At 66.8% G+C, this 24,066-nt stretch carries 21 protein-coding genes; 7 read left to right on the top strand and 14 right to left on the bottom strand.

Annotated features, from left to right (window positions below):
- Positions 1–153: 153 nt before the first annotated feature.
- Genes BM197_RS15555 through BM197_RS15540 form a run of 4 tightly spaced genes read right to left on the bottom strand, consistent with a single transcriptional unit; the run spans position 154 to position 4,453 of the window.
- Complete coding sequence (locus BM197_RS15555; RefSeq protein ID WP_090713181.1) at positions 154–1,167, bottom strand: hypothetical protein; 1,014 nt, start codon at positions 1,165–1,167, stop codon at positions 154–156.
- Positions 1,164–2,489, bottom strand: a complete 1,326-nt coding sequence (locus BM197_RS15550) for a sensor histidine kinase (RefSeq protein ID WP_090713179.1) — start codon at positions 2,487–2,489, stop codon at positions 1,164–1,166. The genes BM197_RS15555 and BM197_RS15550 overlap by 4 nt, the downstream gene beginning before the upstream one ends.
- Positions 2,479–3,135 (bottom strand): response regulator transcription factor, encoded by a 657-nt coding sequence (locus tag BM197_RS15545; protein ID WP_090713178.1) that lies wholly within the window; start codon positions 3,133–3,135, stop codon positions 2,479–2,481. Before BM197_RS15545 ends, BM197_RS15550 begins: the two co-directional genes overlap by 11 nt.
- Positions 3,136–3,184: 49 nt before the next feature.
- A complete protein-coding gene (locus tag BM197_RS15540; RefSeq protein WP_090713176.1) occupies positions 3,185–4,453 on the bottom strand; it encodes a class I SAM-dependent RNA methyltransferase in 1,269 nt (422 codons plus the stop codon).
- Between the two features lie 57 nt (positions 4,454–4,510).
- Here BM197_RS15540 and BM197_RS15535 point away from each other — a divergent pair, with 57 nt between their 5' ends.
- Both BM197_RS15535 and BM197_RS15530 read left to right on the top strand, forming a co-directional pair.
- Positions 4,511–5,158 (top strand): Maf family protein, encoded by a 648-nt coding sequence (locus BM197_RS15535; RefSeq protein WP_090713174.1) that lies wholly within the window; start codon positions 4,511–4,513, stop codon positions 5,156–5,158.
- Between the two features lie 79 nt (positions 5,159–5,237).
- A complete protein-coding gene (locus BM197_RS15530; protein WP_090713172.1) occupies positions 5,238–7,007 on the top strand; it encodes an acetyl/propionyl/methylcrotonyl-CoA carboxylase subunit alpha in 1,770 nt (589 codons plus the stop codon).
- Between the two features lie 106 nt (positions 7,008–7,113).
- Here BM197_RS15530 and BM197_RS15525 read toward each other — a convergent pair whose 3' ends face one another.
- The gene (locus BM197_RS15525; protein WP_090713171.1) at positions 7,114–8,550 is read right to left on the bottom strand and encodes an NAD(P)H-quinone dehydrogenase; all 1,437 of its coding nucleotides are present in this window, start codon (positions 8,548–8,550) and stop codon (positions 7,114–7,116) included.
- 171 nt (positions 8,551–8,721) lie between these two features.
- Here BM197_RS15525 and BM197_RS15520 point away from each other — a divergent pair, with 171 nt between their 5' ends.
- Together BM197_RS15520 and BM197_RS15515 are read left to right on the top strand one after the other, a co-directional pair.
- Entirely contained in the window at positions 8,722–9,555 is an 834-nt protein-coding gene (locus BM197_RS15520) for a purine-nucleoside phosphorylase (protein WP_090713170.1), read from the top strand.
- Entirely contained in the window at positions 9,555–11,246 is a 1,692-nt protein-coding gene (locus BM197_RS15515; protein WP_090713168.1) for a phospho-sugar mutase, read from the top strand. Before BM197_RS15520 ends, BM197_RS15515 begins: the two co-directional genes overlap by 1 nt.
- 3 nt (positions 11,247–11,249) lie before the next feature.
- Here BM197_RS15515 and BM197_RS15510 read toward each other — a convergent pair whose 3' ends face one another.
- The 3 genes from BM197_RS15510 to BM197_RS15500 all read right to left on the bottom strand — a co-directional run bounded on the left by BM197_RS15510 (position 11,250) and on the right by BM197_RS15500 (position 13,198).
- Entirely contained in the window at positions 11,250–11,522 is a 273-nt protein-coding gene (locus tag BM197_RS15510; RefSeq protein ID WP_090713166.1) for a PTS sugar transporter subunit IIB, read from the bottom strand.
- A gap of 22 nt (positions 11,523–11,544) precedes the next feature.
- Positions 11,545–11,991, bottom strand: a complete 447-nt coding sequence (locus BM197_RS15505; protein WP_090713262.1) for a PTS sugar transporter subunit IIA — start codon at positions 11,989–11,991, stop codon at positions 11,545–11,547.
- A 76-nt stretch (positions 11,992–12,067) separates the two neighbouring features.
- On the bottom strand, positions 12,068–13,198 hold the full coding sequence (locus BM197_RS15500) for an adenosine deaminase (protein ID WP_090713164.1): 1,131 nt from the start codon (positions 13,196–13,198) through the stop codon (positions 12,068–12,070).
- 117 nt (positions 13,199–13,315) lie between these two features.
- Here BM197_RS15500 and uriH point away from each other — a divergent pair, with 117 nt between their 5' ends.
- Both uriH and BM197_RS15490 read left to right on the top strand, forming a co-directional pair.
- Positions 13,316–14,260 carry a uridine-preferring nucleoside hydrolase UriH gene (uriH, locus tag BM197_RS15495; RefSeq protein ID WP_090713162.1) on the top strand — a complete coding sequence of 315 codons (945 nt, stop codon included), beginning with the start codon at positions 13,316–13,318 and terminating at the stop codon, positions 14,258–14,260.
- 196 nt (positions 14,261–14,456) lie between these two features.
- Complete coding sequence (locus tag BM197_RS15490; protein WP_090713160.1) at positions 14,457–15,365, top strand: type IV toxin-antitoxin system AbiEi family antitoxin domain-containing protein; 909 nt, start codon at positions 14,457–14,459, stop codon at positions 15,363–15,365.
- A gap of 431 nt (positions 15,366–15,796) precedes the next feature.
- Here BM197_RS15490 and BM197_RS15485 read toward each other — a convergent pair whose 3' ends face one another.
- From BM197_RS15485 to BM197_RS15460, 6 genes are all read right to left on the bottom strand, one after another.
- A complete protein-coding gene (locus BM197_RS15485; RefSeq protein ID WP_090713158.1) occupies positions 15,797–17,104 on the bottom strand; it encodes a thymidine phosphorylase in 1,308 nt (435 codons plus the stop codon).
- On the bottom strand, positions 17,091–17,516 hold the full coding sequence (locus BM197_RS15480) for a cytidine deaminase (RefSeq protein WP_090713156.1): 426 nt from the start codon (positions 17,514–17,516) through the stop codon (positions 17,091–17,093). Before BM197_RS15480 ends, BM197_RS15485 begins: the two co-directional genes overlap by 14 nt.
- Before the next feature lie 6 nt (positions 17,517–17,522).
- Positions 17,523–18,803: an ABC transporter permease gene (locus BM197_RS15475; RefSeq protein ID WP_090713154.1), complete on the bottom strand. Its 1,281-nt coding sequence runs from the start codon at positions 18,801–18,803 to the stop codon at positions 17,523–17,525.
- Positions 18,800–20,074 carry an ABC transporter permease gene (locus BM197_RS15470; RefSeq protein WP_090713152.1) on the bottom strand — a complete coding sequence of 425 codons (1,275 nt, stop codon included), beginning with the start codon at positions 20,072–20,074 and terminating at the stop codon, positions 18,800–18,802. The genes BM197_RS15475 and BM197_RS15470 overlap by 4 nt, the downstream gene beginning before the upstream one ends.
- A complete protein-coding gene (locus BM197_RS15465) occupies positions 20,071–21,585 on the bottom strand; it encodes an ABC transporter ATP-binding protein (RefSeq protein WP_090713149.1) in 1,515 nt (504 codons plus the stop codon). Before BM197_RS15465 ends, BM197_RS15470 begins: the two co-directional genes overlap by 4 nt.
- 85 nt (positions 21,586–21,670) lie before the next feature.
- Positions 21,671–22,756 carry a BMP family lipoprotein gene (locus tag BM197_RS15460; RefSeq protein WP_090713147.1) on the bottom strand — a complete coding sequence of 362 codons (1,086 nt, stop codon included), beginning with the start codon at positions 22,754–22,756 and terminating at the stop codon, positions 21,671–21,673.
- Positions 22,757–23,013: 257 nt separating this feature from the next.
- Between BM197_RS15460 and BM197_RS15455 the strand changes: the two genes are divergently transcribed.
- Positions 23,014–23,955, top strand: coding sequence for a 5'-3' exonuclease (locus BM197_RS15455; protein WP_090713145.1), 942 nt, complete (start codon positions 23,014–23,016; stop codon positions 23,953–23,955).
- The last annotated feature ends 111 nt before the right edge of the window (positions 23,956–24,066 follow it).

Genomic DNA, 24,066 nt, shown 5'->3' with positions numbered 1-24,066 from the left:
TGGGGGCGGGTCAGAGCATTATTCGGGTTAGTGCCCTGACCCGGGGATTCAGAAGGGCCGGCTGACAAAGCCGGCCCTTCTGCCGTTAACCCGTCGGCGTGGATTCCGTCACCACGGATACTGTCGGCACGGATGCCATCAGCGCGGGTGCCGTCAGCCGGCGTCCACCGACATCGAACGCGGAATCTCAAGCCACAGCCGCACGGAGTCGCCGGGTTCCTCGGGATCCGTGGATGTGCTGAGCGCCACGACGGTGACGGCGACGTCGGAATCGGCCGGCGCTGTGCGGACGATCAGGCGATCCGCCTCCGTGCGGTCGATGGCGTCGGCAACAGCGCCGAGGATCGCATCGAGTTCGGCATCCCGGACGAAGTCAAGGGTGCCCTCGTCGAGCATGCTCACCGTGGTTCCGCGCCTGCGGGCGGCGAGCACGCTGCTCCGTACCCGGTCGTTGAGAAGCCGCCTGCCCCTGATCTCGTCACGCAGCCCGGCTTCGAGGACCCGGGATTCGATCCGCTGCGACTCGCTCAGTTCGCCGCCGGCGAGGATGATGTCACGGAGGATCGGGAGGGCCCGCCTGCCTGTCTGCTCCAGCCTCGCCCGTCGCTCCTGCTCGTGGGCGTCCTGGGCAGCCTGCCATTTCGCGGCCTCCTGCTCGGCGACGGTGAGGGTCTCGGCGTCATGCCCGACCTTCGCGAGCGAACGGGTCAGGACGCCGGCGACGAACACCCACGTCAGGCTGCCGGTCACCCCGATCTCCATGGATGTGCTGATCCCGCACCACAGGATCGACTGGACGGTGAGGAAACCTACGCCGATCCAGCCGAACAGTTCCCGTCGCCGTACGACCGTGATCGTCATGAGCGTGCCGATCGCCGACACGTGCCAGGTCGCGTACCCGTTGTTGGCTGTCGGGTCGAGCTGGCTGGTGACGAGAAGCGGAACGGAGACGGCCGTCGCTAGGCAGAAAGCGGCGAGCCACAGGGGCATTGTCGTCGGACTCGACGGCCACAGCGCGAGGAGGGTGGCCACCAGGTAGAGCACCATCGCCACGATGCTCGGCCACGGCGAATCCGCCTGGGGCAGCGTAAGCATGCCGCGAACGACGTGGTAGAAGGAGAACGCGGCCGCGAGTGCGATCATCGTGTACCGGTCGAGAGAGATCATGACGCCGTTCCCCCGCCCGACGCCTCGAGCACGGCGATGTCTTTTGCCGCGTCTTTCTCGCACCAGCGGATGCTGACGCTCGTGCCAGCCCCAGGGCGCGAACGAAGCTCGACGGTGCCGCCGACCGCCACGACACGTTCGATGATCGACACCCGCAGGCCGAGCCGGTCGGTGTGCACCGCTGCCGGGTCGAATCCCGCCCCGTCGTCGCGCACGCACACATGGACGATCCTGTCGTCTCCGACCTCGACGGCGACGCTGCGCCAACCCGTCTCCCCGGCATGCTGGATGCTGTTCGTCATCGCCTGCGCAGTGGCCAGGTACAGGCTCTCAGCGACACGGAACGGGATGCTGTGCCCGACGGGGCCGCGGACGGTGACCTCGAACGGCGTGTCGAGGTGCACGGCATGCTGCCGGAGCAGGTCGATGAGCCACTCAATAGTGATCATCTGGGAGGAGTTCCCGGCCGGTGGGTCCAGGGCAGCGAGGCGGCTGATCGCATCGCTGGCCATGGCGACGGCGGCCATGGCCTGTTCGGGAGTCGACGCACGCTCGGCCGCCTGCAGCGAGGCCAGCACGGTGTCGTGGACGAGGCCGTCGACTTCGATTCGTTCGACTTCGAGGGCGTGCTGCCTCACCGCCTCGTCATAGCGGGCAAACGCGGCGGATCGCGCCTCGTCGACAGCTCGCGCCGCCCGGCGGAACGTGATGATGAGCACCATGATGACGAGCCCGATCATCGTGCCGTAGAGGGCATCCTGGACGGCGATATCGAGGTGCTCGATCGCCCCGTTCGTGTCGACGACACGCGCAAAGCCGTATACCGCCGGTGTCACCACGATGTAGACGGTGGCAAGCCACGGCCGGACCGCTTGCGAGATGCAGCCGCAGGCTATCGCGCACAGGTACCAGGTCCACGGTTCCACCCGGGATGCCGCCGATGCGCCATCCGTCGCGATCGGCCAGTAGGCGACCGCAACCAGGTACGAGACCGCGAATGCGATGTTCGCCACCCGTTGGAGCCTCGCATCTACGCCGGCGATGATGACGATGAGGAGAAGGCCGTGAAGGCCGACGAGGTACACCAGGCCGAGCGGCCCCGGCACGATGACGCCGGCGCCGAGGGCGATGCTGAGGGTTTGGGCCCCGAAAACGAGCGCGATGAGGCTGATGGAGCGGGCTATCAGCCGTTCGATCCGCGCCACGCTGAAGCGAGGTTGGGTGTGGGCCGCGTCTTTCGCGACCCGGTCGAGGTGGTCGAGAACGGGACCACGCGGAATGGGCGAGAAGATCGCCCCTGACCGCTGCCGGTCAGTGGTCATCACCGGAGCCAGGGTTGAGCTCGGGCAGGATGCCGTCCTCGACGGCGCGGCGCAGAAGGTCGACCTTCGTCGGCGCCGGGCGGCCGATCTCCACGTACTTGCCGCGGATCCGGTCGAGGTATTCCTTCACCGTCGAAGGCGCGATACCGAGCTGCACGGCGACATCCTTCATCGGGAGGCCTGAGGCGTACAGGTGCAGGACGTCGCGTTCACGGCGTCCGAGCTGGGCGCGGCTAAAGTCACCGTCTGCGTCGATGGCGCTCGCCCACTCGAGGTTGTTGAGTGCCTCACCGCTCGCGACGGTCTCGATCGCCGCCACGACGGCATCCGTCGGCGCCGACTTCGGGATGACACCTGCCGCCCCGGCGGCGAGCGCCTCGCGGACCGACGCGACCCGATCGGCGATGGAGTGGATCAGAACGGCCGAGCCGGAGCTGTGCACGGCACGGACGTTGTCGGTGATGTTGCTGCCGTCGCCGAGGTTGAGGTCGAGCACGACGACGTCGCAGGGAACCCCGCCCGCTTCGGTGACGAATTCATGCACCGTTGACACGCTGTGCACAACAGAGTGCCCAGCGGACTCGCAGACGGCCGTCAGGCCCATCCGCACGGACTCATGATCATCGATAACCGCTATTCGCACCACAAGGCCAATCGTATGGGGCCAGCGGCCGCTTTCGGACGAGATGACGCGTTCATCGGGTGAGGAGCGCAATCGATTCGAGGTGGTGCGTGTGCGGGAACAGGTCGAAGGCGCGCAGCGACGTCAGCTGGTACCCCTCCGCGGCGAACAGTCCGATGTCGCGAGACAACGCGACCGGGTCGCAGGCCACGTAGACGAGTTGGGCTGGCCGCAGTTCGGCGAGGCTCGCGACGACCTCTTTTCCTGCGCCGGAGCGGGGCGGGTCGAGAACGACGGTTCCGGCGGCGAGCCGCGCGCGCTCTGCTGCACTCGACGTCGCGACGAGGCCGCGCAGGTACGCGTCGACCCGTGCGGTGATGCTCTGCGCGCCGATCCAGTCGGAGAGGTTCTCCGCGGCGTGGTCCGTTGCGCGCGCCGACGACTCGACGCTCGTGATGCGTGTGGTGCTGCCGAACTTGTCGCCGACCGCCGCGGCGAGAAGGCCCACCCCGCCGTAGAGGTCGAGGTTCGCGGCGCGCGGGTCGAAAAGTGCCTCGTCGATGGTCGACTGGACGACGCCGGTGAGCAGTTCAGCCGCCGACCGGTGCACCTGCCAGAACCCGCCCTCATCGAGGAAGAAGTCACGGTCACCGACACGTTCGATGATGGTCTGCTCCCGTCGGTTCGCCGGGCTCACGCCTTTCTTCACCGGCTCCCGCACGACGATCCGTGCGCTCTGGGTGCTGCTCGGCGCCACGATGTCGACCGATTCCGCACCGCGGAACTGCTGGTCGAGAGGGGCGGCGGATGCCACCTCGTCGGTCGCGAGGGGAAGGTCGCCGACCCGGATCACCCGGTGGCTGCGGGCGGCATAAGGCCCGACGTTGCCTTCCTTATCGACGTGCAGGCTCACGCGCGTGCGCCAGGCCAGTCCGTCACGCTCGTCGTCTCCTGGCACCGCTTCGACCTGGACGTCGCTCTCGACCCCCGCGAACCGCTGCAGCGAGTCGGCGAGCACCTGCCGCTTGAGTTCCCGCTGGTGCGACAGCTCGATGTGACCGAATTCGGCCCCGCCAGCACGGTCGGCCGGGGTGACGTCGACCGACGCCGATGCCCAGACGTGGGACTGGCGGTGCGGGGAGGCATCCAGTACCTCGACCGTCTCCGCGCGCCAGAAACTCTTCTTCGACGACTCGGTGATCCTGGCGCGAACCCGCTCCCCCGGCACCGTGTCGGCGACGAAGACCACGCGGCCCTCGAGCCGCGCGACGAAGACACCGCCGTGGGCTACGTTGGTTATCTCGAGCTCGACATCTGCTGGGTTGTTCGGTTGCGCATTCACACTGAAATCGTCCCACGAATGGCAGAGACCTGCTCACGCAGCAGCCGAAGGGACCTCATGCAGCTCTACCTCGCCTCGATCTCACCTGCACGCCTCACGCTGCTGAGATCGAGCGGAATCGAACCGGTCATCGTGCCGTCACACGTCGACGAGGATGCCGCTGTGGCGGCCGCCGAGTCCGCCGCGGGGATCGCACTCGGCCCTGAAGACACCGTCGCCCTCCTCGCCAGGGCGAAAGCCGAATCGGTGTGGCGTGACCTCGACGGGACCAACGGGCTGATTCTCGGCGGGGACTCCGTCTTCGTCCTCGACGGGATGATCTACGGCAAACCGCACACACCGGAGGCCGCGCTCGAACGCTGGCGGCTTCAGCGCGGGAGGACCGGCCGGCTCTACTCGGGCCACTGGCTGATCGACCACCGCTCCGACGGCAGCGCGCCAGGTGCCGTCGGCGCCGTGGCATCCGCTGACGTCACCTTCGCAAGCGACATCACCGACGAGGAGATTTCGGCCTACATCGCAACGGGCGAACCGCTCAAAGTGGCGGGGGCTTTCACGATCGACAGCCTCGGCGCGCCGTTCATCGAACGCATCTCGGGCGACCCGTCCACCGTCGTCGGACTCTCGCTGCCGACGCTCCGCTCCCTCGTGCGCCAACTGGGCTACGACTGGACCTCGCTGTGGAACCGGAGCGGCGATTTGTAGGCAACCGCAGTGCTTTTCGGGCGATTTCTGTGGGCACCAACCAAAAAGCGGGGGGCCGAGGGCAATAGGCTAAGGAACTGTGTCGCGTATATCCAAGGTCCTCATAGCCAATCGGGGCGAAATCGCCGTCCGAGTGATCCGCGCAGCGCGCGACAGCGGAATCGGGTCGGTCGCGGTGTACGCCGACCAGGATCGTGACTCCCTCCACACCAAGCTCGCGGATGAGGCGTACGCCCTCGACGGTTCGACCAGCGCTGACACCTACCTCGTCATCGACAAGATCCTCTCGGTCGCACGTCGCTCCGGTGCCGACGCCATCCACCCCGGCTACGGCTTCCTCGCCGAGAACGCGGACTTCGCCCGCGCCGTCATCGGCGCCGGACTGATCTGGATCGGCCCATCACCTGAGGCTATAGAGCAGCTCGGAGACAAGGTCTCCGCCAGACACGTCGCCCAGAAGGTCGGCGCTCCGCTTGCGCCCGGCACACTCAACCCGGTCTCAGGCGCAGACGAGGTACTCGACTTCGTGGACACGCACGGGCTTCCCGTCGCGATCAAAGCCGCTTTCGGCGGAGGAGGCCGCGGACTGAAGATCGCCCGCGAACGGGACGAGGTCGCCGAGGCTTTCGACTCGGCCACCCGTGAAGCCATCGCGGCGTTCGGCCGTGGCGAGTGCTTCGTCGAGAAGTACCTCGACCAGCCCCGCCACGTCGAGACGCAGTGCCTCGCGGATGCCCACGGCAACGTCGTCGTCGTATCCACCCGCGACTGCTCACTCCAGCGCCGCCACCAGAAGCTCGTCGAGGAAGCCCCTGCGCCATTCCTCACCGATGAGCAGAACGACCTGCTCTACAGCGCGTCCAAGGCGATCCTCAAAGAGGTCGGCTACGTCGGCGCCGGCACCTGCGAGTTCCTCATCGGCAAGGACGGCACCGTCTCGTTCCTCGAGGTGAACACCCGCCTGCAGGTCGAGCACCCGGTCTCAGAGGAGATCACCGGGATAGACCTCGTCCGTGAACAGTTCCGCCTCGCCGAGGGCGGCGTCCTCGACTACGAAGACCCGATCCCCCAGGGCCACTCGATCGAGTTCCGTATCAACGGAGAGGACCCGGGGCGTGGCTTCCTTCCGCAGCCGGGACCGATTCACGTCTTCAAGACCTTCGGAGGCCCCGGCATCCGCCTCGACTCCGGCGTCACAGCCGGCGATGAGATCTCCGGCGCATTCGACTCGCTGCTCGGCAAGATCATCGTCACCGGTGCCGACCGTGAGCAGGCGCTCGAGCGGTCACGGCGAGCTCTCGACGAGTTCGAGGTCTCCGGCCTGCCCACCGTGATCCCGTTCCACCGCAAGATCGTGCGCGACCCGGCCTTCACCGCCGAGGACGGCCGCTTCGGGGTATACACCAGGTGGATCGAGACCGAGTTTGTCAACGACATCGAACCGTGGGACGGCGAACTCGACGGGCCGAAGAGCTCGAAAACCCGCCACAGTGTGGTCGTCGAGGTCGAGGGCAAGCGGATCGAAGTAAGCCTGCCGACGAGCCTCGTGCCCGGCACCGGCGGCAACAGCAGGGCTCTCGGGCCAGCCCCGAAGCGCCGCGGCGGCTCCGGCACCGTGAGCTCGGCCACCGGCAACTCCGTCGCCTCCCCGATGCAGGCGACGATCGTGAAGCTCGCCGTCGAAGACGGCCAGCACGTCGTCAAGGGTGACCTCGTCATCGTGCTCGAGGCCATGAAGATGGAGCAGCCGATCACCGCCCACAAAGACGGCACCATCGGCGACATCAACGTCGAGGTCGGCGCGACCGTGTCGAGCGGGCACCAGCTGCTCACCATCACCTCGGTGTAGGCAGGCCCTTCCCGAGCGAATCCTTTCGGCGGCACGCCGCCTCCCGCACGTCCTCTCGGGCGTGGCGCAGCATCCGTCCGCGCCCGCACGGGCCCTCAGCCGTCCGTCACTTGACGATGTGCATCGCCTTCGCCGCGTCGGTGATGCTTCCGGTGAGCGACGGGTACACGGCGAACGCACGCGCGATCTCGTCGACGTTGAGTCGGTGTTCCACGGCGATCGCGAGCGGGAAGATGAGCTCGCTGGCCTTGGGGGCGACGATGACGCCGCCGATGACCGTGCCGGAGCCGGTCCTGGCGAACAGTTTCACGAAGCCGTCCTTTATGCCGAGCATCTTCGCGCGCGGGTTTGACTTGAGCGGCAGCTTGTAGATCTCGCCCTGGGCGATGCCCTCTTCGATCTGCTTCTGGGTCCAGCCGACCGTTGCGATCTCCGGCTGAGTGAAGATATTCGCGGCCACGTTGCGCAGCTCCGTCGGATTCACCGCGTCGCCCATGGCGTGGAAGATCGCCGCACGGCCCTGCATCGACGCGACGGATGCCAGCGGCATGAAGGTCGTGCAGTCGCCGGCCGCGTAAATGTTCGGGATCGACGTGCGCGCCACCCTGTTGACCCGGATGAGGCCACCCTCGGTCATCTGCACGCCGGCGTCTTCGAGTCCGATCCCCGCGGTGTTCGGCACGGCGCCGACGGCCATGAGGCAGTGGCTGCCTTCGACGGTCCGGCCATCCGTCAGCGTGGCGAGAACTCCGTTCTCGGTCCGGGTGACGCTCGACGCCCGGGACTTCGACAGCACGGTCATTCCGCTGCGCTTGAACACTCCCTCGATCACTGCAGCAGCGTCGGCATCCTCACCTGGAAGGACCTGGTCACGGCTGGAGATGAGGGTGACCTCCGAGCCCAGGGCGCGGTACGCGGACGCGAACTCGGCGCCGGTCACACCCGAGCCGACGACGATGAGGTGCTCGGGAACGGCGGTGAGGCTGTAGAGCTGGGTCCAGTCGAGGATGCGTTCGCCGTCGGGCATCGCGGACGGCAGCCGGCGGGGGCTGCCGCCGACTGAGACGACGATCGTGTCGGCTTCGACCCGGTCGAAGTCGGTTCCACGGCCACCGGACTCGGTCGACACGATGACGGCGTCACGCCCGTCGAGGCGTCCGTCGCCGTTCACGATCCGCACTCCCGCCTGCTCCAGGCTCGCCCGCATGTCTTCGGACTGGTGCCGCGCGAGGCTCAGGAGCCGCTTGTTCACCGCGGCAAGGTTGACGGTGACCTCCGGTTTGACCGGCTTGCCGCTGTCGGTGCGGCTGAAGAACTGCACGCCGAGTTCGCTCGCACCGCGGACGGCGTTCGTCGCTTCGGCGGTGGAAATGAGACTCTTCGACGGCACGACGTCGGTGATGACGGCAGCGCCGCCCACCCCGGTGCGTTCGATCAGTGTGACGTCGGCGCCGAGCTGTGCACCCGCGAGGGCGGCCTCATAGCCGCCAGGGCCTCCTCCGAGTACAGCGATCCGTTGTTTGCGCTCGAACTCGTAGGTCATTCCTCCATTGTCGCAGCCTGCAAGACGGTCGCCAAAACGGCGATGGATGCCAGGAACCGCGATGTCGAGGGATCCGGCCGCAACCCTTGCCGCACTGCTCGGATGCGTCAGAACGCGGCATCGAAAGTCAAATGGGGGCGGGAACCGTGACCGCCTGAATAGAATGACGGAATGTCTGACGCACCCCGTAATCTGCTCGATGACCCCACCGCCGATCCCTTCGATGTCGCGCTCCGCGCAGCGAACCAGATCGCAGAGAGGACCGGCGTCGAGCGACACGAGATCGCGCTGACGCTCGGCTCCGGCTGGGGCAAGGCAGCCGAGCTCATCGGGGAGACGACAGCGACGATTCCGGCGCACGAGATCGAAGGGTTCTCCCGGCCCGCCCTCGAGGGGCACGTCGGCACGCTCCGGTCCGTGCTGCTGCCGAACGGCAAACGCGCGCTCGTGATCGGCGCCCGCACCCATTACTACGAGGGCCACGGCGTCCGCCGGGTTGTGCACAGCGTCCGGACCGCCGCCGCTGCGGGCGCGGAGGTCATGATCCTCACCAACGGGGCGGGCGGCATCCGCGAGTCCTGGTCACCAGGCACCCCCGTCCTCATCAGCGACCACATCAACCTCACCGGCGATTCCCCGCTCGAGGGCGCCACATTCGTCGACCTCACCGACCTCTACTCGGCACGGCTCCGCGCCATCGCCCACAGCATCGAGACGGACCTCGACGAGGGCGTGTACTGCCAGTTCCGCGGGCCGCACTACGAGACGCCGGCTGAGGTGCAGATGGCGAAAACCATCGGCGGCCACATCGTCGGCATGTCCACAGCGCTCGAGGCGATCGCCGCGCGCCAGGCCGGCATGGAGATCCTCGGGCTCTCCCTCATCACCAACCTCGCTGCCGGCATCCAGTCGACGCCGCTCAGCCACCTCGAAGTCCTCGAGGCCGGGCGTGATGCCGAACCGGTGATCAGCGCCCTGCTCGCCCGGATCGTGGGTGCCCTGTGATGACCGACGCCGGAACCAACCACGTCCTCACCCAGGCGGCGGCGTGGCTTGCCCAGGACCCGGATGCCGAGACGCGGGCTGAGCTGGAGATGCTGCTCCGCGACGCCGAAGGCGGCAGTGAGCCGGCGCTCGACGAACTGCACAGCCGGTTCGACACCCGGCTGGAGTTCGGCACCGCCGGGCTTCGCGGCCGCATCGAGGCCGGGTCTGCCCGCATGAACCGGGTCCTTGTCGCGCAGGCTGCCGCCGGGATCGCCTCGTACCTGCTCGAGCGCGAACCCGACGCGACGCCGAGCGTCGTCATCGGCTACGACGGCCGCCGCAACTCCCGCGTCTTCGCGACGGACACCGCCGAGCTGATGGCGGGCGCAGGCATCCGTGCGATCCTCCTCCCGCGGCTGCTGCCGACGCCGGTCCTGGCCTTCGCCGTGCGGCACCTCGACGTGTCCGCCGGCATCATGGTCACGGCGAGCCACAACCCGCCCGCCGACAACGGCTACAAGGTGTACCTCGGCGGCGAGGACCTCGGGTCGCAGATCGTGTCGCCGTCCGATGCGGAGATCCAGGCGCACATTCTCCGGGTGGCCGCATCCGCCAACGTGCTCGAGCTGCCGAGGAGCGACGGTTACGAGGTCGCAGGGGAGGACGTCGTCGACGCCTATGTCGACGCGACCGTCGCCGGAATCCCCGTCCACCCGGTCGATCTGAACGTCGTCTACACGGCGATGCACGGCGTCGGCTGGGAAACCTTTTCCCGGGTCGCGCAGAAAGCCGGGCTCACCCTGCCGCATTCCGTCGCGGAGCAGCAGGAGCCGGATCCTGCGTTCCCCACCGTCGCGTTCCCCAACCCCGAGGAGCCCGGCGCCCTCGACCTGGCCTATGCCCTCGCCCGCGAGCACGGCGCTGAACTGATCGTCGCAAACGACCCGGACGCCGACCGGCTCTCGATCGCCATCCCTGATGTGAACCGTCCTGAAGGGTACCGGCAGCTCAGCGGAAACGAGGTCGGCGCCCTCCTCGGCTGGCGCGCCGCGGTGCTCAACGCCGAACAGGAGACACCGGGCGGCGTGCTCGCCTGCTCGATCGTGTCTTCCCCAGCGCTCGCCGCCGTCGCCCGCGAATACGACCTGGACTTCGTCGAAACCCTCACCGGGTTCAAATGGGTGTCGCGTGTGCCTGGCCTGATTTTCGGCTACGAAGAGGCACTCGGCTACCTCGTCAACCCGAACACCGTGCGAGACAAGGACGGCATCTCGGCCGCGATCGACTTCCTCGCCATGACCGCCTTCTTCAAGACGCAGAACCTCACCATCGAGCGGGTGCTCGACGCGTTCGCCGAGAAGTTCGGGTACTTCGCGAGCGACCAGCTGTCGCTGCGGGTCACGAACCTCTCGGACATCGCCGACATCATGGCGTATCTCCGCGCCGAGCCGCCCACAACGCTCGGCGGCATCACGGTCGAGGGGATCGACGATCTCCGCGACGGTTCGGACGACCTCCCGCCGACGGATGCTCTCCGGTTCCGGCTCGCCGACGGCTCCCGCGTCATGGCGCGCCCGAGCGGCACGGAACCGAAGATCAAGTTCTATCTCGACGTGTCCCGTCCGAACGACCGCCGCGATGAGGCATCCTGCGTTCTCACCGCGGTGAAGGAAGACCTCGCCCGGATCGCGAAGACGGCGACGGCGTAGGTCTCAGCCGAGGGCCTTCTCGATCTTCCGGGTGAGCTCTTCGAGGTCGAAGTAGTTGTCGATGACGACGATGTCGGCGAAGGTTTTGCCGATCTTGTCGACGAGCTCAGGTGAGGTGAGGATGACCTGGGCGTCGGCTGCGGCGACGCCGACGCCTGCGACATCCGATGCGGTCACCTCCGCTTCGATGTCCAGGTTCTTGAGCACCCGCTCGGTGTTCACCTTGAGGATGCCGGATGTTCCGACACCGGCACCGCAGATTGCGACGATTTTCATGGCAGCCTCCCTGGCTGGAATCTCAGTGCTCGGCGAAAAGCACCCGGCGGACATCGTCCGGCGTTGCGGCTGACGCGATAGCGGGGATAGCGGACGCGTCGTTGAAAACGTTTGCGAGTTCGGCGACCGACGTGACGTGGGTCTCCGGGTTCGCGACGGCGAGCCCGAGAACGACGCTGACCGGGTCATTGTGCGGGTGTCCGAAAGCAATCGGTTCGGCGAGGGTGATCACGGCGAGTCCCTCGTGGAGCACGTCGTCACCGGGGCGGGCGTGTGCGAGCGCGAGTCCGGGAGCAATGACGATGTAAGCGCCGAACTCGTCGATGACCTCGATCATCCGTTCGGTGTACGACTCCTCCGTCGCTCCGCTACGGACCAGTGCCGCCCCGGCGAGCCGCACGGCGTCCCGCCAGTCCCCCGCGATTGCACCGAGTTCGATGGCGGGATCCGGGAGTTGCGGCAGGGACATCGTGGAACTCGATTCAGGTGTGTCGGGGGCGATCTCAGAGTATCGGCTCATCTCGTCGCCCCGGGTAAACCGGGTGTCACGCGCGGTACCTCTCGGCATCTTCGAAGCCGGCCGAAATCGCCTCAGCCAGTTCCTCACGGTCTTCCAACGGCAGGAAGGCCGCGCTTGCCGCGTTCTGCTGGAACACTTCGAGGTCGTCGAGGTCGTACGCGAAAGCATCCGACAGCAGGCTCAGTTCGCGGGTCAGCGACGTGCCGCTCATGGTGCGGTTGTCGACGTTGACCGTCGTCTTGAAGCCGAGCTGGTAGAGCAGGTCGAACGGGTGGTCGGCGAGGTCGGTGCCCCACGCGGCGATGGCGCCGGTCTGCAGGTTCGACGACGGGCTGAGTTCGAGGGCGATCTCCCGGTCTTTCACCCACTGGGCAGTCGGGCCGAGCGAGACATAGGTTCCCTGGTCGTCGCTTCGCTCCACGGTGATGTCTTCGGCGATCCGCACGCCGTGCCCGAGGCGGAGGGCGCGTCCGTCGAACAGCGCGCTCTTGATCGAGTCGAGCCCGTCGGCCTCGCCCGCGTGCACGGTGACCGGGACATGCTCCTGGGCGAGGAAGTCAAAGGCGACCCGGTGACGGCTGGCAGGGAACCCGGCTTCTGCCCCGGCGATGTCGAAGCCGACGACACCGTTGCCGAGGTGGCGCACGGCGAGTTCGGCGATCTCCAGCGCGCGGTCGGCGTGGCGCATGGCGGTGACCAGCTGGCCGATCTGGATGCTGCGGCCGGCGCGTTCCGCGTCGTCGATGCCCTGCTCGATGCCGACCTGGACGGCTTCGACCGTCTGGTCGAGGGTGAGGCCCCTGGCGAGATGCTGCTCGGGTGCCCAACGCACCTCGCCGTAGAGGACACCGTCGGCGGCGAGGTCCTGCACGAACTCACGGGCGACCCGGGTCAGACCCTCCTCGGTCTGCATCACGGCGGTGGTGAGGTCGAACGTTTTGAGGTAGTCGACGAGGTTCCCCGCGTCGCACTGGGTGAGGAACCACTGCCCGAGCCGATCGGCATCCGTTTCGGGGACCTCGACGCCGACGGCATCCGCCAGTTCGAGAATCGTCTGCGGACGAAGCGCCCCGTCGAGGTGGTCGTGCAGCGAAATCTTCGGCAGGGCCGCGATGTCGACGCCGTTGGGGAGCAGGAACTGGTTCTCAAAAGTCACCCGCTCAGACTACCGCTCGCACCCTTCCGTCGCACCGGCTCCTTCGCACTGTGACGGTAGGCCTGCGGTCGGCCCCCGGCGCCTTGGGCGGGCTTTCCCTGCTCATAGAATCTGGCAATGCGCCGCAGAATCCTCCTCGACTGCGATCCGGGGCACGACGACGCGATCGCCCTGCTGCTCGCGCACGGAAACCCCGACATCGAACTGGTCGCCGTGACGACAGTGATGGGCAACCAGACGCTTGAGAAGGTGACCAGGAACGCGTTGTCGGTCGCCCGCGTGGCCGGCATCACCGGCATCCCGTTCGCTGCGGGATCAGCGCGACCGTTCGTGCGTGCGATCGAGACGGCGCCGGCGATCCACGGCGAATCGGGGCTCGACGGCCCCCGGCTGCCGGAGCCGCGGCTTGCCCTCGACCAGCGCCATGCGGTGAACCTCATCATCGAGACGATCATGTCGAACGAGCCGGGGGCGATCACTCTCGTGCCAACCGGCGCGCTCACCAACATCGCGCTTGCGGCGCGGATGGAGCCGCGCATCGTTGAACGGGTGCGTGAGGTGGTGCTCATGGGTGGCGGGACGCATGGCGGCAACTGGTCTGCGACGGCGGAGTTCAACATCGTCGTCGACCCCGAGGCCGCGCACATCGTGTTCAACGAGTCGTGGCCGCTGACCCAGATCCCGATCGATGTCACCCACCAGGCGCTCGCAACTCCGGATGTCGTCGAGCGGTTCGCTGCACTCGGGACCACGCCGGCGCGGTTCGTCGTCGAACTGCTGGACTTCTTCGGGGCGGCGTATCGCACGGCGCAGGGCTTCGATGCGCCTCCGGTGCACGACCCGTGTGCCGTCGCCTATGTGATCGACCCGAGCATCTTCACGGTGCGGCGGGCGCCGATCAGTGTCGAGCTCGTCGGTGCGCTGACCACCGGGATGACGGTGGCGGACTTCCGTTCGCCCGCGCCGGACGGGTGCACCACCCAGGTCGCGGTCGGCATCGATACGGCGCGGTTCTGGGACCTCGTCGTCGACGCTGTGAAGCGCATCGGCGAGCCCGGGTAACGGCGGCGGCCGAGGGATCGAGCGGGCCCAAAGGGTTCTTCACGTCATCGATTGGGCACTAAGGGCGATTGTCTCCGATTCGAGCGACTCTTTCGGACCGATCGACGTTTTCTGCACAGCGCCCGGCCGTGCGACGGTTGTCCACAGAACGGGGTCCGGCGTCCCATGCCGCATCGACGAACGGCATCCTCGGGGCATGGACTTCCGACGACCGCTCCCCGTCGCTCTGCCGCGTGCCTTCTCCGTGCGCGAGGCTTATCTGAACGGGATGTCGCGAAGCCAACTCCGGAACGCCGCGCTTGTCCGGCCATTCCACGGCGCCCGCTTCGCGCCGAGGATCGATCCGGAACTGATCGACCAGTGTCACGCGTTCTCAGCCCGGATGCCGCGGGGTGCGATCTTCAGTCATGTCACCGCCGCCCGCCTGCACGGTATGCCCCTGCCCATCGAATTCGACGACGGCCCGCTTCATGTGATGTCACCGGCGGGTGTGCGCGCGACCAAGGCCCGCGGCACGGTCGGGCACTGCGCGACGCTGGGCGCCAGCGACGTCACCGAGCGGCAAGGCATCCGTTTGACGACTCCGGAACGGACGTGGTGCGATCTGGCTGCCATCCTGAATTTCAGCGATCTTGTCGCCGCTGGCGACAGCCTCTTGTGGTGGGAGCAGCCGCTCACCACGATGGAACGTTTGCTCGAAGCAGCACAGCGCTACCCGTCGCAACGCGGGCGGTCGCGAATGCAGTTGGCGCTCGGCTCCCTGAGCCCTCGCTCACGCTCGCGACCCGAGTCGATCGTTCGCCTCGCCCTCACGGCGAGTGTTCTACCCGAACCTGTTCCCAACTTCGAGGTGTACCTCCCACTCAGCCGCCGGGAAATCGCAATTGACCTGGCCTACCCGAAATACAAAGTGGGGCTCGAGTACCAGGGCGACCATCACCGCCTCGATCGCCGGCAGTGGCGGCGAGATGTGCGGCGGGGTAACGATGCCGTCGATGCGGGGTGGAGCATGATCTACTTCACCGGCGACGATCTGGTTGACCTGCCCGATATTGTCGCCCGCACGGAGCGTCGACTGCGCTCGCGCGGATGGCCGGTCGCATAGCCCGATGACGCGGCGCGCGCCGCGGATCGATGAGTCGTCCCACCCCCGAGGGGGAGCCCGACTCGATCGGGCCCAAAGGGTCGCTCCCTGAATCGATTAGTCCCGAAAGGTCGTTCCCCGGCCCATGAACAACCCTTCGGGACCGATCGGGATCCCCGGACAACGCCTCGCGGGCATCCGCGACCCGACGCTACGCCCGAGGGGACGTTCCCTCGATCGGGCCCAGGGTCATTGGCCGAATCGATTAGTCCCAAACGGTCGTTCCCGCACTAGTGGACAACGCTTTGGGACCGATCGGGAGCCCCGACGACCCTCGCTAGTCCCGCTTCGGAACGATCGGTCCGGAGGGACACTCGGGGCGTTCTGAACCGCCCTTGGAACCAATCGGAACCCGCATGCGCCGCCGCAACCACACGGGACCCGCGACGCAACTACTCGATGCGGGCGCGCACCAGGGGCTCAGGCTCGAACGGGGTACCGGGGGCAGCGAGCTCCCACGCGCCCTCCACAGCCTCGAGCGCCCGCGTGAACTTGCCGGCGTCATCCGCCGACAGGGTGAACAGCGGCTGACCAGCGCGCACCACATCGCCGGGCTTCGCGTGCAGGTCCACCCCGGATGCGTGCAGTACCGGGTCCTGCGCCCGCGCCCTCCCGGCACCCAACCGCCACGCCGCGATACCGAAAGGCAGCGCATCCTGGCGCACAAGCACGCCATCCGCTGGCGCGGTCACCGTGTGGGTCTCCCGCGCGACAGGCAAGGCCGCATCCGGGTCGCCACCCTGGGCCGCGATCGACCGGCGCCAGGTGTCCATCGCGCGACCGTCCCTGAGCGCCTCCTCGACGTCGGCATCGGGCTGGCCGGCGAGCGTGAGCATCTCACGGGCGAGCGCGCCGGTGAGTTCGACGATGTCGGCCGGTCCGCCACCGGCGAGCACCTCAACCGACTCACGTACTTCGTTCGCGTTTCCGATCGCGAGGCCAAGCGGCACGCTCATGTTCGTGAGCAGCGCAGACGTGCGAACACCCGCGTCCTGCCCGAGCGACACCATCGTGCGGGCAAGCTCTTCGGCCTTCGCGTAGTCCTGCATGAACGCGCCCGAGCCGAACTTCACATCGAGCACGAGCGCACTCGTGCCCTCGGCGATCTTCTTGGACATGATCGACGACGCAATGAGCGGAATCGCCTCCACCGTGCCCGTGATGTCGCGCAGGGCATAGAGCCGCTTGTCCGCAGGAGCGAGCCCGGCGCCGGCGGCACAGATCACCCCGCCGACGTCCCGGAGGATCGAGAACATCTCATCGTTCGAGAGGTCGGCACGCCAGCCGGGGATCGACTCGAGCTTGTCGAGGGTCCCGCCGGTGTGGCCGAGTCCCCGGCCGGAGAGCTGCGGCACCGCGACACCGAAGGATGCCACGAGCGGCATCAGCGGAAGGGTGATCTTGTCGCCCACCCCACCGGTCGAGTGCTTGTCGACCGTGGTCTTGCCGAGGGTGGAGAAGTCCATGGTCTCGCCGGACGCGATCATGGCGAGCGTCAGGTCGCGGATCTCGCGGCGCGTCATCCCGTTCAGCAGGATGGCCATCGCCAGCGCGGCCATCTGCTCATTGCCCACATACTCCCGCGTGTACGCGTCGACGAGCCATTTGATCTCATCGGTGGAGAGTTCGCCACGGTCACGCTTGGTGCGGATCAGGTCGACGGCGTCGAACGCCTCGAGCACGGTCTCAGATGCGGTCATCGGTCGGTACCCCGGCGTATTCGTTGAGTGTGCGTGGGCCGAACGCATCCGGCAGGACTTCGTCGATGGTGCGGATGCCCGACACGGTCTCCAGAAGCATCCCCGGTACGGCGTGTTCGAACAGCAGCTGCCGGCACCGGCCGCACGGCATGAGCGTGTTGCCCTCGCCGTCGACGCAGGTGAACGCGACGAGCTGGCCACCGCCGGTGAGGTGCAGCGTCGACACGAGAGCGCACTCGGCGCAGAGGGTCAGGCCGTAACTGGCGTTCTCGACGTTGCAGCCGGTGATAATCCGACCGTCGGTGACGATCGCCGCCACCCCGACGGGGAATTTCGAATATGGCACGTATGCCTTCGCCATGGCATCCGTCGCCGCTTCGCGGAGCACGCCCCAGTCGATTGAATCACTCATCGTTCGTCACGCCTTTATATATGGTTTGCCGGATGCCGCCGGGCCGCGGACGTATCCCACCAGGCCGGCGACGGCGAAGATGGTCACGACGTACGGAAGCATCAGGAGGAATTCGCTCGGCACACCCGAACCGATCGCGCCGAGCACGTTCTGCAGGTTCGTGGCGAAACCGAACAGCAGCGCTGCGAGCGTCGCCCGGATCGGGTCCCAGCGTCCGAAGATCACCGCCGCGAGGGCGATGAAGCCAGCCCCTGCCGTCATCTCCTTGGTGAAACCGCCGACCGAACCCAGGGTGAAGTACGCGCCACCGAACCCGGCGATGGCACCGGCGATCGCGACGTTCCAGAACCGGGTGGGGTTCACCCGGATGCCGACGGTGTCAGCCGCCTGTGGGTGTTCGCCGACCGCGCGAAGGCGGAGCCCCCACTTGGTGCGGAACAGCCCCCACCAGACGACGAACACGGCGATGTACATGATGTAGATGATGACCGTCTGCCGGAACAGCACAGGCCCGAGGATCGGGATCTCGCTGAGGATCGGGATGCTGATGCGCGGGAACCGCGGCGGCGAGTTGAACAGCGGCGTGTTGCTGGTCAGCACCGTGGAGTACAGGAAGCTGGTGAGCCCCGCAACGAGAACGTTCAGCACGACACCGACGATGACCTGGTCGACGATGTACCGGATCGAGAACACGGCGAGCATGAAGCTGACGAGCACCCCGGCCACCATCGCAGCGACCAGCCCGGCCCAGGGGTTCCCGGTCACGGATGCCACGAACGCCGACAGGAACGCGCCGGCGAGCAGCTGGCCTTCGATGGCCACGTTGACGACGCCGACACGCTCGGAGATCACGCCGCCGAGCGAACCGAAGATGAGCGGCGCGCTCAGCGCGACGGTGCCGAGCAGGAGGCCGGTGATCGGGATGGTCTCGCCCGCCGCAGCCCAGGTGAGGAACGCCCACATGAACGCGACCGCGAAGAGAATCGTGAGCCAGAGCGGCACCCGCTTGGCGCGGCTGGACAGCCAGGTGGCGTACACCGTGATGGCGATGAGGAGAACGACAAGCAGAATGCAGGTCAGCCGGGTCGGGTTGTCGATCGGCGCCAGCTGGATGACATCCGCTTCGTTCGACAGCCGGAATCTGCTCACCCCGTCGCGTCCGTTGACGACGAACAGGAGGATGGCGATGAGTGTGAAGATCGCGTAGGCGATCGGGGCCTTCCAGCTCTTGATGGTCGCGGACTCGAGGCTCGCGGAGATGGACTCGGGGGCGGTCGTGGTGGTCATTTCGCCGTCACCTCCTTCGAGACGCTGGGCACCGTTCGGCGACGGACACCCTGCTTGGGCAGGAAGAAGACCGCCCGGATGAGCGGCGGGGCTGCGATGAAGAGCACGATCAGCGACTGCACCACGGTGACGATGTCGATCGGGATGCCTTCAGCCGCCTGCATGGCGAACCCGCCGGCCTTGAACGCCCCGAAGAGGACGCCGGCGGCGAAGATGCCCCATGGCTTACTCCGGCCGAGCAGGGCGACGGTGATGGCGTCGAACCCGATGCCCGCGTCGATCCCGGCGGAGAATCCGGTGGTGACCGTCCCGAGCACCTGCATCACACCGGCGAGGCCGACGAGGCCACCGGAGATGAGCATCGCGTAGACGTAGGTGTTCTTCACGTTGATGCCGGCGACGCGTGCGGCGTTCGGGTTCTCCCCCACGGCACGGAACGTGAAGCCGAGGCTTGACCGGTTGAGCAGCCACCAGGCGAAGATCGTTGCCGCGATGACGAGAAGGAAGCCGAGGTGGAGGTTGTACTTGGGGCCGAGGATCTCGGGCATCACCGCGGTCTCGAGCATGGCGGGCGACTTCGGGTTGACCGAGCCGGGCGCCTGCAGCAGCCCGGGCGTCCGCAACATCCACGAGATGAGGTAGAACGCCACATAGTTGAGCATGATCGTGAGGATGACCTCGTGCGCGCCGGTGCGCGCCTTGAGCAACCCGACCAAGCCTCCCCACAGGGCGCCCCCGACGACTCCGGCGAGGAGCGCGAGGGCGAGGTGGACGCCCCAGGGCAGTTCGAACGAGAAGCCCACCCAGCCGGCGCAGGCTGCGGCGATGAGCATCTGCCCTCGGCCACCGATGTTGAACAGTCCCACCCGGAACGCGATGCCGATACCGAGCGCGGCCGCGATCAGCGGCGTCGCGAAGGTGAGCGTGTCGGTCAACGGTTTGATCCCGTCAAGGAAACCGTCGCGACGGAAGTTGTAGATCGACCCCTGGAACAGCGCACCATAGGCGCCAGACACGGCATTCCAGATCGCGCCGAGCGTGTCGCCGGGAGCAGCGAAGAAGTATCCGGATGCCGTCTGCACGTCTTCGTTCGTCACCGCGATCAGGATGGCGCCGATCACGAGGGCGAATAGCACTGCGAGGATCGAGATGACGAAGTTCCCGTTGAGGATGTCGGAGAGGACCTCGTTGCTCCGGGAGCGTTCCTCGTACTCCGGGGCACGTTTCGGCTCGTTGGCGGACGGAGCCGTCGTCGCTGTGGCCTCGCTCACGCCGCAACTCCGCTGGGAACTTCGCCGGCCATCATGAGGCCGAGAACGTCCCTCGGGGTGTTCCCCGGGACGATTCCGACGATGGATCCTCTGTACATCACTGCAATCCTGTCTGCGAGGGCGACGACCTCGTCGAGTTCGGTCGATACGACCACGACGGGGATGCCGGCATCCCTGGTCGCCACCATTCTCTTGTGCACGAATTCGATCGATCCGACGTCGATGCCGCGGGTGGGCTGGGACGCCACGAAAAGTTTGAGATCGCGGCTCAGCTCACGCGCGAGGACGACTTTCTGCTGGTTACCGCCGGAGAGCTGGCCCGCCCGTGAGTAGATCGATTCGCACCGGATGTCGAACTCGTCCTTTTTTTCCTGCGCGAATTCGGCGAGGAAGCCGAGCTGAAGGTTGCCGTTCTTGACGAAGGGCGGCCGGTCCGACCGGTCGAGCATGAGGTTCTCGGCGATCGTGAATTGACCGACGAGTCCGTCCTCGGTGCGGTCTTCGGGCACGAACCCGACGCCGGCGTTGAGGATCTTGCGAACGCTGAGGCCGGTGAGCGATGTCCCGTTCAGGCTGATTTCGCCGGTGACGCGGGGCTGCAGTCCGAGAATCGCTTCGGTGAGCTCGGTCTGCCCGTTGCCCTGCACCCCGGCGATCGCGAGGATCTCGCCGGCGCGCACGTCGAAGCTGACGTTGTTGACGACCTTGAGGCCCAGGTGGTCGATCACGTCAAGGTTCCGGACGATGAGACCGGCCGGGCCGGGCTGTGCCGGTTCCTTCTGGACGGTGAGCTCGACGGAGCGGCCGACCATGAGCGCGGCCAGTTCCGAGTTGGATGCGGTCGGGGATGCTTCGCCGACGACTTTTCCGAGGCGGATGACGGTGATACGGTCGGCGACTTCGCGGACCTCACGCAGTTTGTGGGTGATGAAGACGATCGACGTGCCTTCGGATTTGAGCTGGCGCATGATCGTCATCAGCTCGTCGGTCTCCTGCGGGGTCAGCACAGCGGTCGGCTCGTCGAAGACGAGGACCTTGGCGTCGCGCGAAAGGGCTTTGATGATTTCGACGCGCTGCTGGACTCCGACGGGGAGGTCGCCGACGAGGGCGTCCGGGTCGACGTGGAAGCCGAACCGAGCCGAGATCTCGCGCACCTTCGCACGAGCGGCGTCAAGGTTGAGCCGTCCACCGAATCCGGTTTCCTCGTGGCCGAGCATGACATTCTCTGCCACGCTGAAAACCGGGATGAGCATGAAATGCTGGTGCACCATCCCGATGCCGGCGCGCATGGCGTCACCGGGGCCTGCGAAGCGCTGGACGACGTCGTCGAGCAGAACCTCTCCCTCCTCCGCCTGGTACAGGCCGTAGAGGACGTTCATCAGCGTCGACTTGCCCGCCCCGTTCTCACCGAGGAGGCAATGGATCTCGCCCGGTTCGATGGTGAGGTCGATGTCGTCGTTGGCGACCAGGGATCCGAATCGTTTGGTGATGCCGCGAAGTTCGAGCTTCATGGGGAAATCCTACGTTCCAACAGATCGGGGAGACCAGCAGGAGCTGGTCTCCCCGATCGTTTGCGGGTGTGACGTGCGGGTGGCGCTACTTGGCGACCGGTGATGACGGCGAGACGACCTCGATGGATCCGTCGATGATGCCTGCCTTGATGTCGTCGAGCTCACCCTGCAGTGTGTCGCTGACCTTGCCCTCGAAGTCGTGGAACGGCGCGATTCCGACGCCGTCGTTGTCCAGGGTGCCAACGTACGGCGTAGCGTCGAACTCGTCGTTCCCGGCAGCGAGAACGACGTCGTAGACGCCGGACTTCATCTGCTTGAGGATCGAGGTGAGGAACAGCTCCTGGCCGGAGTCAGCGGTCTCGTACAGGTCGGCGTCGACACCGATCATGGCGACCTCTTTGCCGGAGTCCGCGATTGCCTCGATGGCGCTGAGGAAGATCGGTCCACCGACGGGGAGGAGCACGTCTGCATCCTGTCCGATGAGAGTCGTAGCGAGCTGCTTCGCGGTGTCATTCGCTTCGAAGCCACCGGTGAATGAACCGGTCTGGCCTTCGACATCCCAGCCGACGACCTTGACGTCCTTGCCCTTGGCCTCGTTGTAGTAGGCGACGCCGTCGGCGAAGCCGTCCATGAAGATGGTGACCGTGGGGAACTGCATGCCGCCGAAGGTGCCGACGACGCCGGTCTTCGAGTAGTCAGCCGCGGCGTAGCCGGCGAGGAAGGCAGCCTGCGCGGTGTCGTAGATGATCGGCTTGACGTTCTCGGCGTCGATCGATCCGTCGTCGAGCATGATGAATTTCACGTCGGGGTTCTCCTCGGCGGCCGCCGAGGTTGCCTCGGCGAGCGCGAAGCCGATCGTGGCAATGAGGTTGCAGCCCTGGTCGACGAGGCTGGAGATGTTCGGTGCGTAGTCGTCTTCAGTGTCCGACTCGACCTCTTTCATCTCGACGCCGAGTTCGTCGGCGGCCTCAGCCATGCCCTCGTAGCTGGACTGGTTGAACGACTTGTCGTCGAATCCACCCGCGTCGGAGACGATGCATGGCAGGAAGTCGGATGCCGCCTCCGTCGAGTCGCCGTTGCTGGCGGGCGCCTGTCCACAGCCGGCGAGCAGGGCGATGACGCCTGCGCTGGCAAGGCCTGCGAGAGCGACCTTACGGGTCTGAATTGTCAATGGAACCTCCAGGATGCTGCCCGGCGTGACTCGCACGGGTATGGGTACGTTACCGAATGTTACGAGGGCCGCTGCGCTGCGGGGACTCTCGAAACAGAAGCGTTACATAGCTGTTCTCCGCGAGCATATGCGGAACCCGCGAACAGGGGGCGTGCCCGCTCTCATGAGCACCCCCGGCGAAGGTGCCTGCTCGGATGAGCAGGAATGGCTGCGAGAGAGCGCCACAGTGCCCTGCCCTGCCATGCCACAATCAAGCCATGAACGGGCGATTGATGCTTCTCGATACCGCGTCGCTGTACTTCCGGGCGTTCCACGGGCTCCCGGACACGCTGCGCTCTCCCGACGGAACGCCCGTCAACGCGGTCCGCGGTCTCCTCGACTTCATCGCCAAGCTGGTGACGGACTATTCACCGGACGAACTCATCGCCTGCTGGGATGACGACTGGCGGCCGCAGTGGCGGGTCGACCTCATCCCTAGCTACAAAGAGCATCGTGTCGCCACCAGGCGAACCGGGGAGCCGGATGTCGAGCAGGTCCCCGACCTCCTGGTTGCACAGATCCCCCTCATCCGGCAGGTCCTCGATGCGTTCGGCATCGCCGTCGTCGGGGCGTCCGACCACGAAGCGGACGACGTCATCGGCAGCTTCGCTTCGCAGGCGACCGGCCCGGTCGACGTCGTCACCGGCGACCGCGACCTCTTCCAGCTCGTCGATGACGCTCGCGAGATCCGCGTGATTTACACGGCGCGAGGAATGAGCAAACTGGAGGTGCTCACAGAGGACGTCGTCAGGAACAAATACGGCGTGTCCGCTCAGCAATATGCGGACTTCGCCGCCCTCCGCGGCGACACGTCAGACGGACTTCCTGGGGTCGCCGGGGTCGGCGAGAAGACAGCGGCAGGGTTGCTCGACACCTTCGGCGACCTCGACGCGATCGTCGCCGCCGCCCAAGAGCGGGGCAAAGGTATGTCCGAGTCCGTTCGGGCGAAGATCCTCGCCGCTTCGAACTACCTGCTGGTCGCACCGACGGTCGTCGAGGTCGTCCGGACGCTCGACCTGCCGCAGCCGGACTTCCGGATCCGCCCGCTGTCCTCGGAGGCGCTAGACGCTGCCCGCCGGCTGTCCGCGGACCTCGGCCTCGGCGGCGGCGCCGACCGGGCGCTTCGCGCGCTCGGCAACGACCTCGACGCGTCCGCCTGACCCGCCGCGACCTAGATGTACTGCACAGGCAGGTTAGTTAGCCGGCTAATGGGTGGGTGGCCTCCGATGGCGGTGTGGGGTCTGTGGTGATTGTATTCGTGGAGCCAGGCC

The sequence above is a fragment of the Mycetocola miduiensis genome (assembly GCF_900115155.1).
In the GTDB taxonomy this organism is placed as follows: domain Bacteria; phylum Actinomycetota; class Actinomycetes; order Actinomycetales; family Microbacteriaceae; genus Mycetocola_A; species Mycetocola_A miduiensis.
The sequence above is the reverse complement of the archived record's forward strand: the minus strand, read 5'-3'. Positions and strand labels throughout refer to the sequence as shown.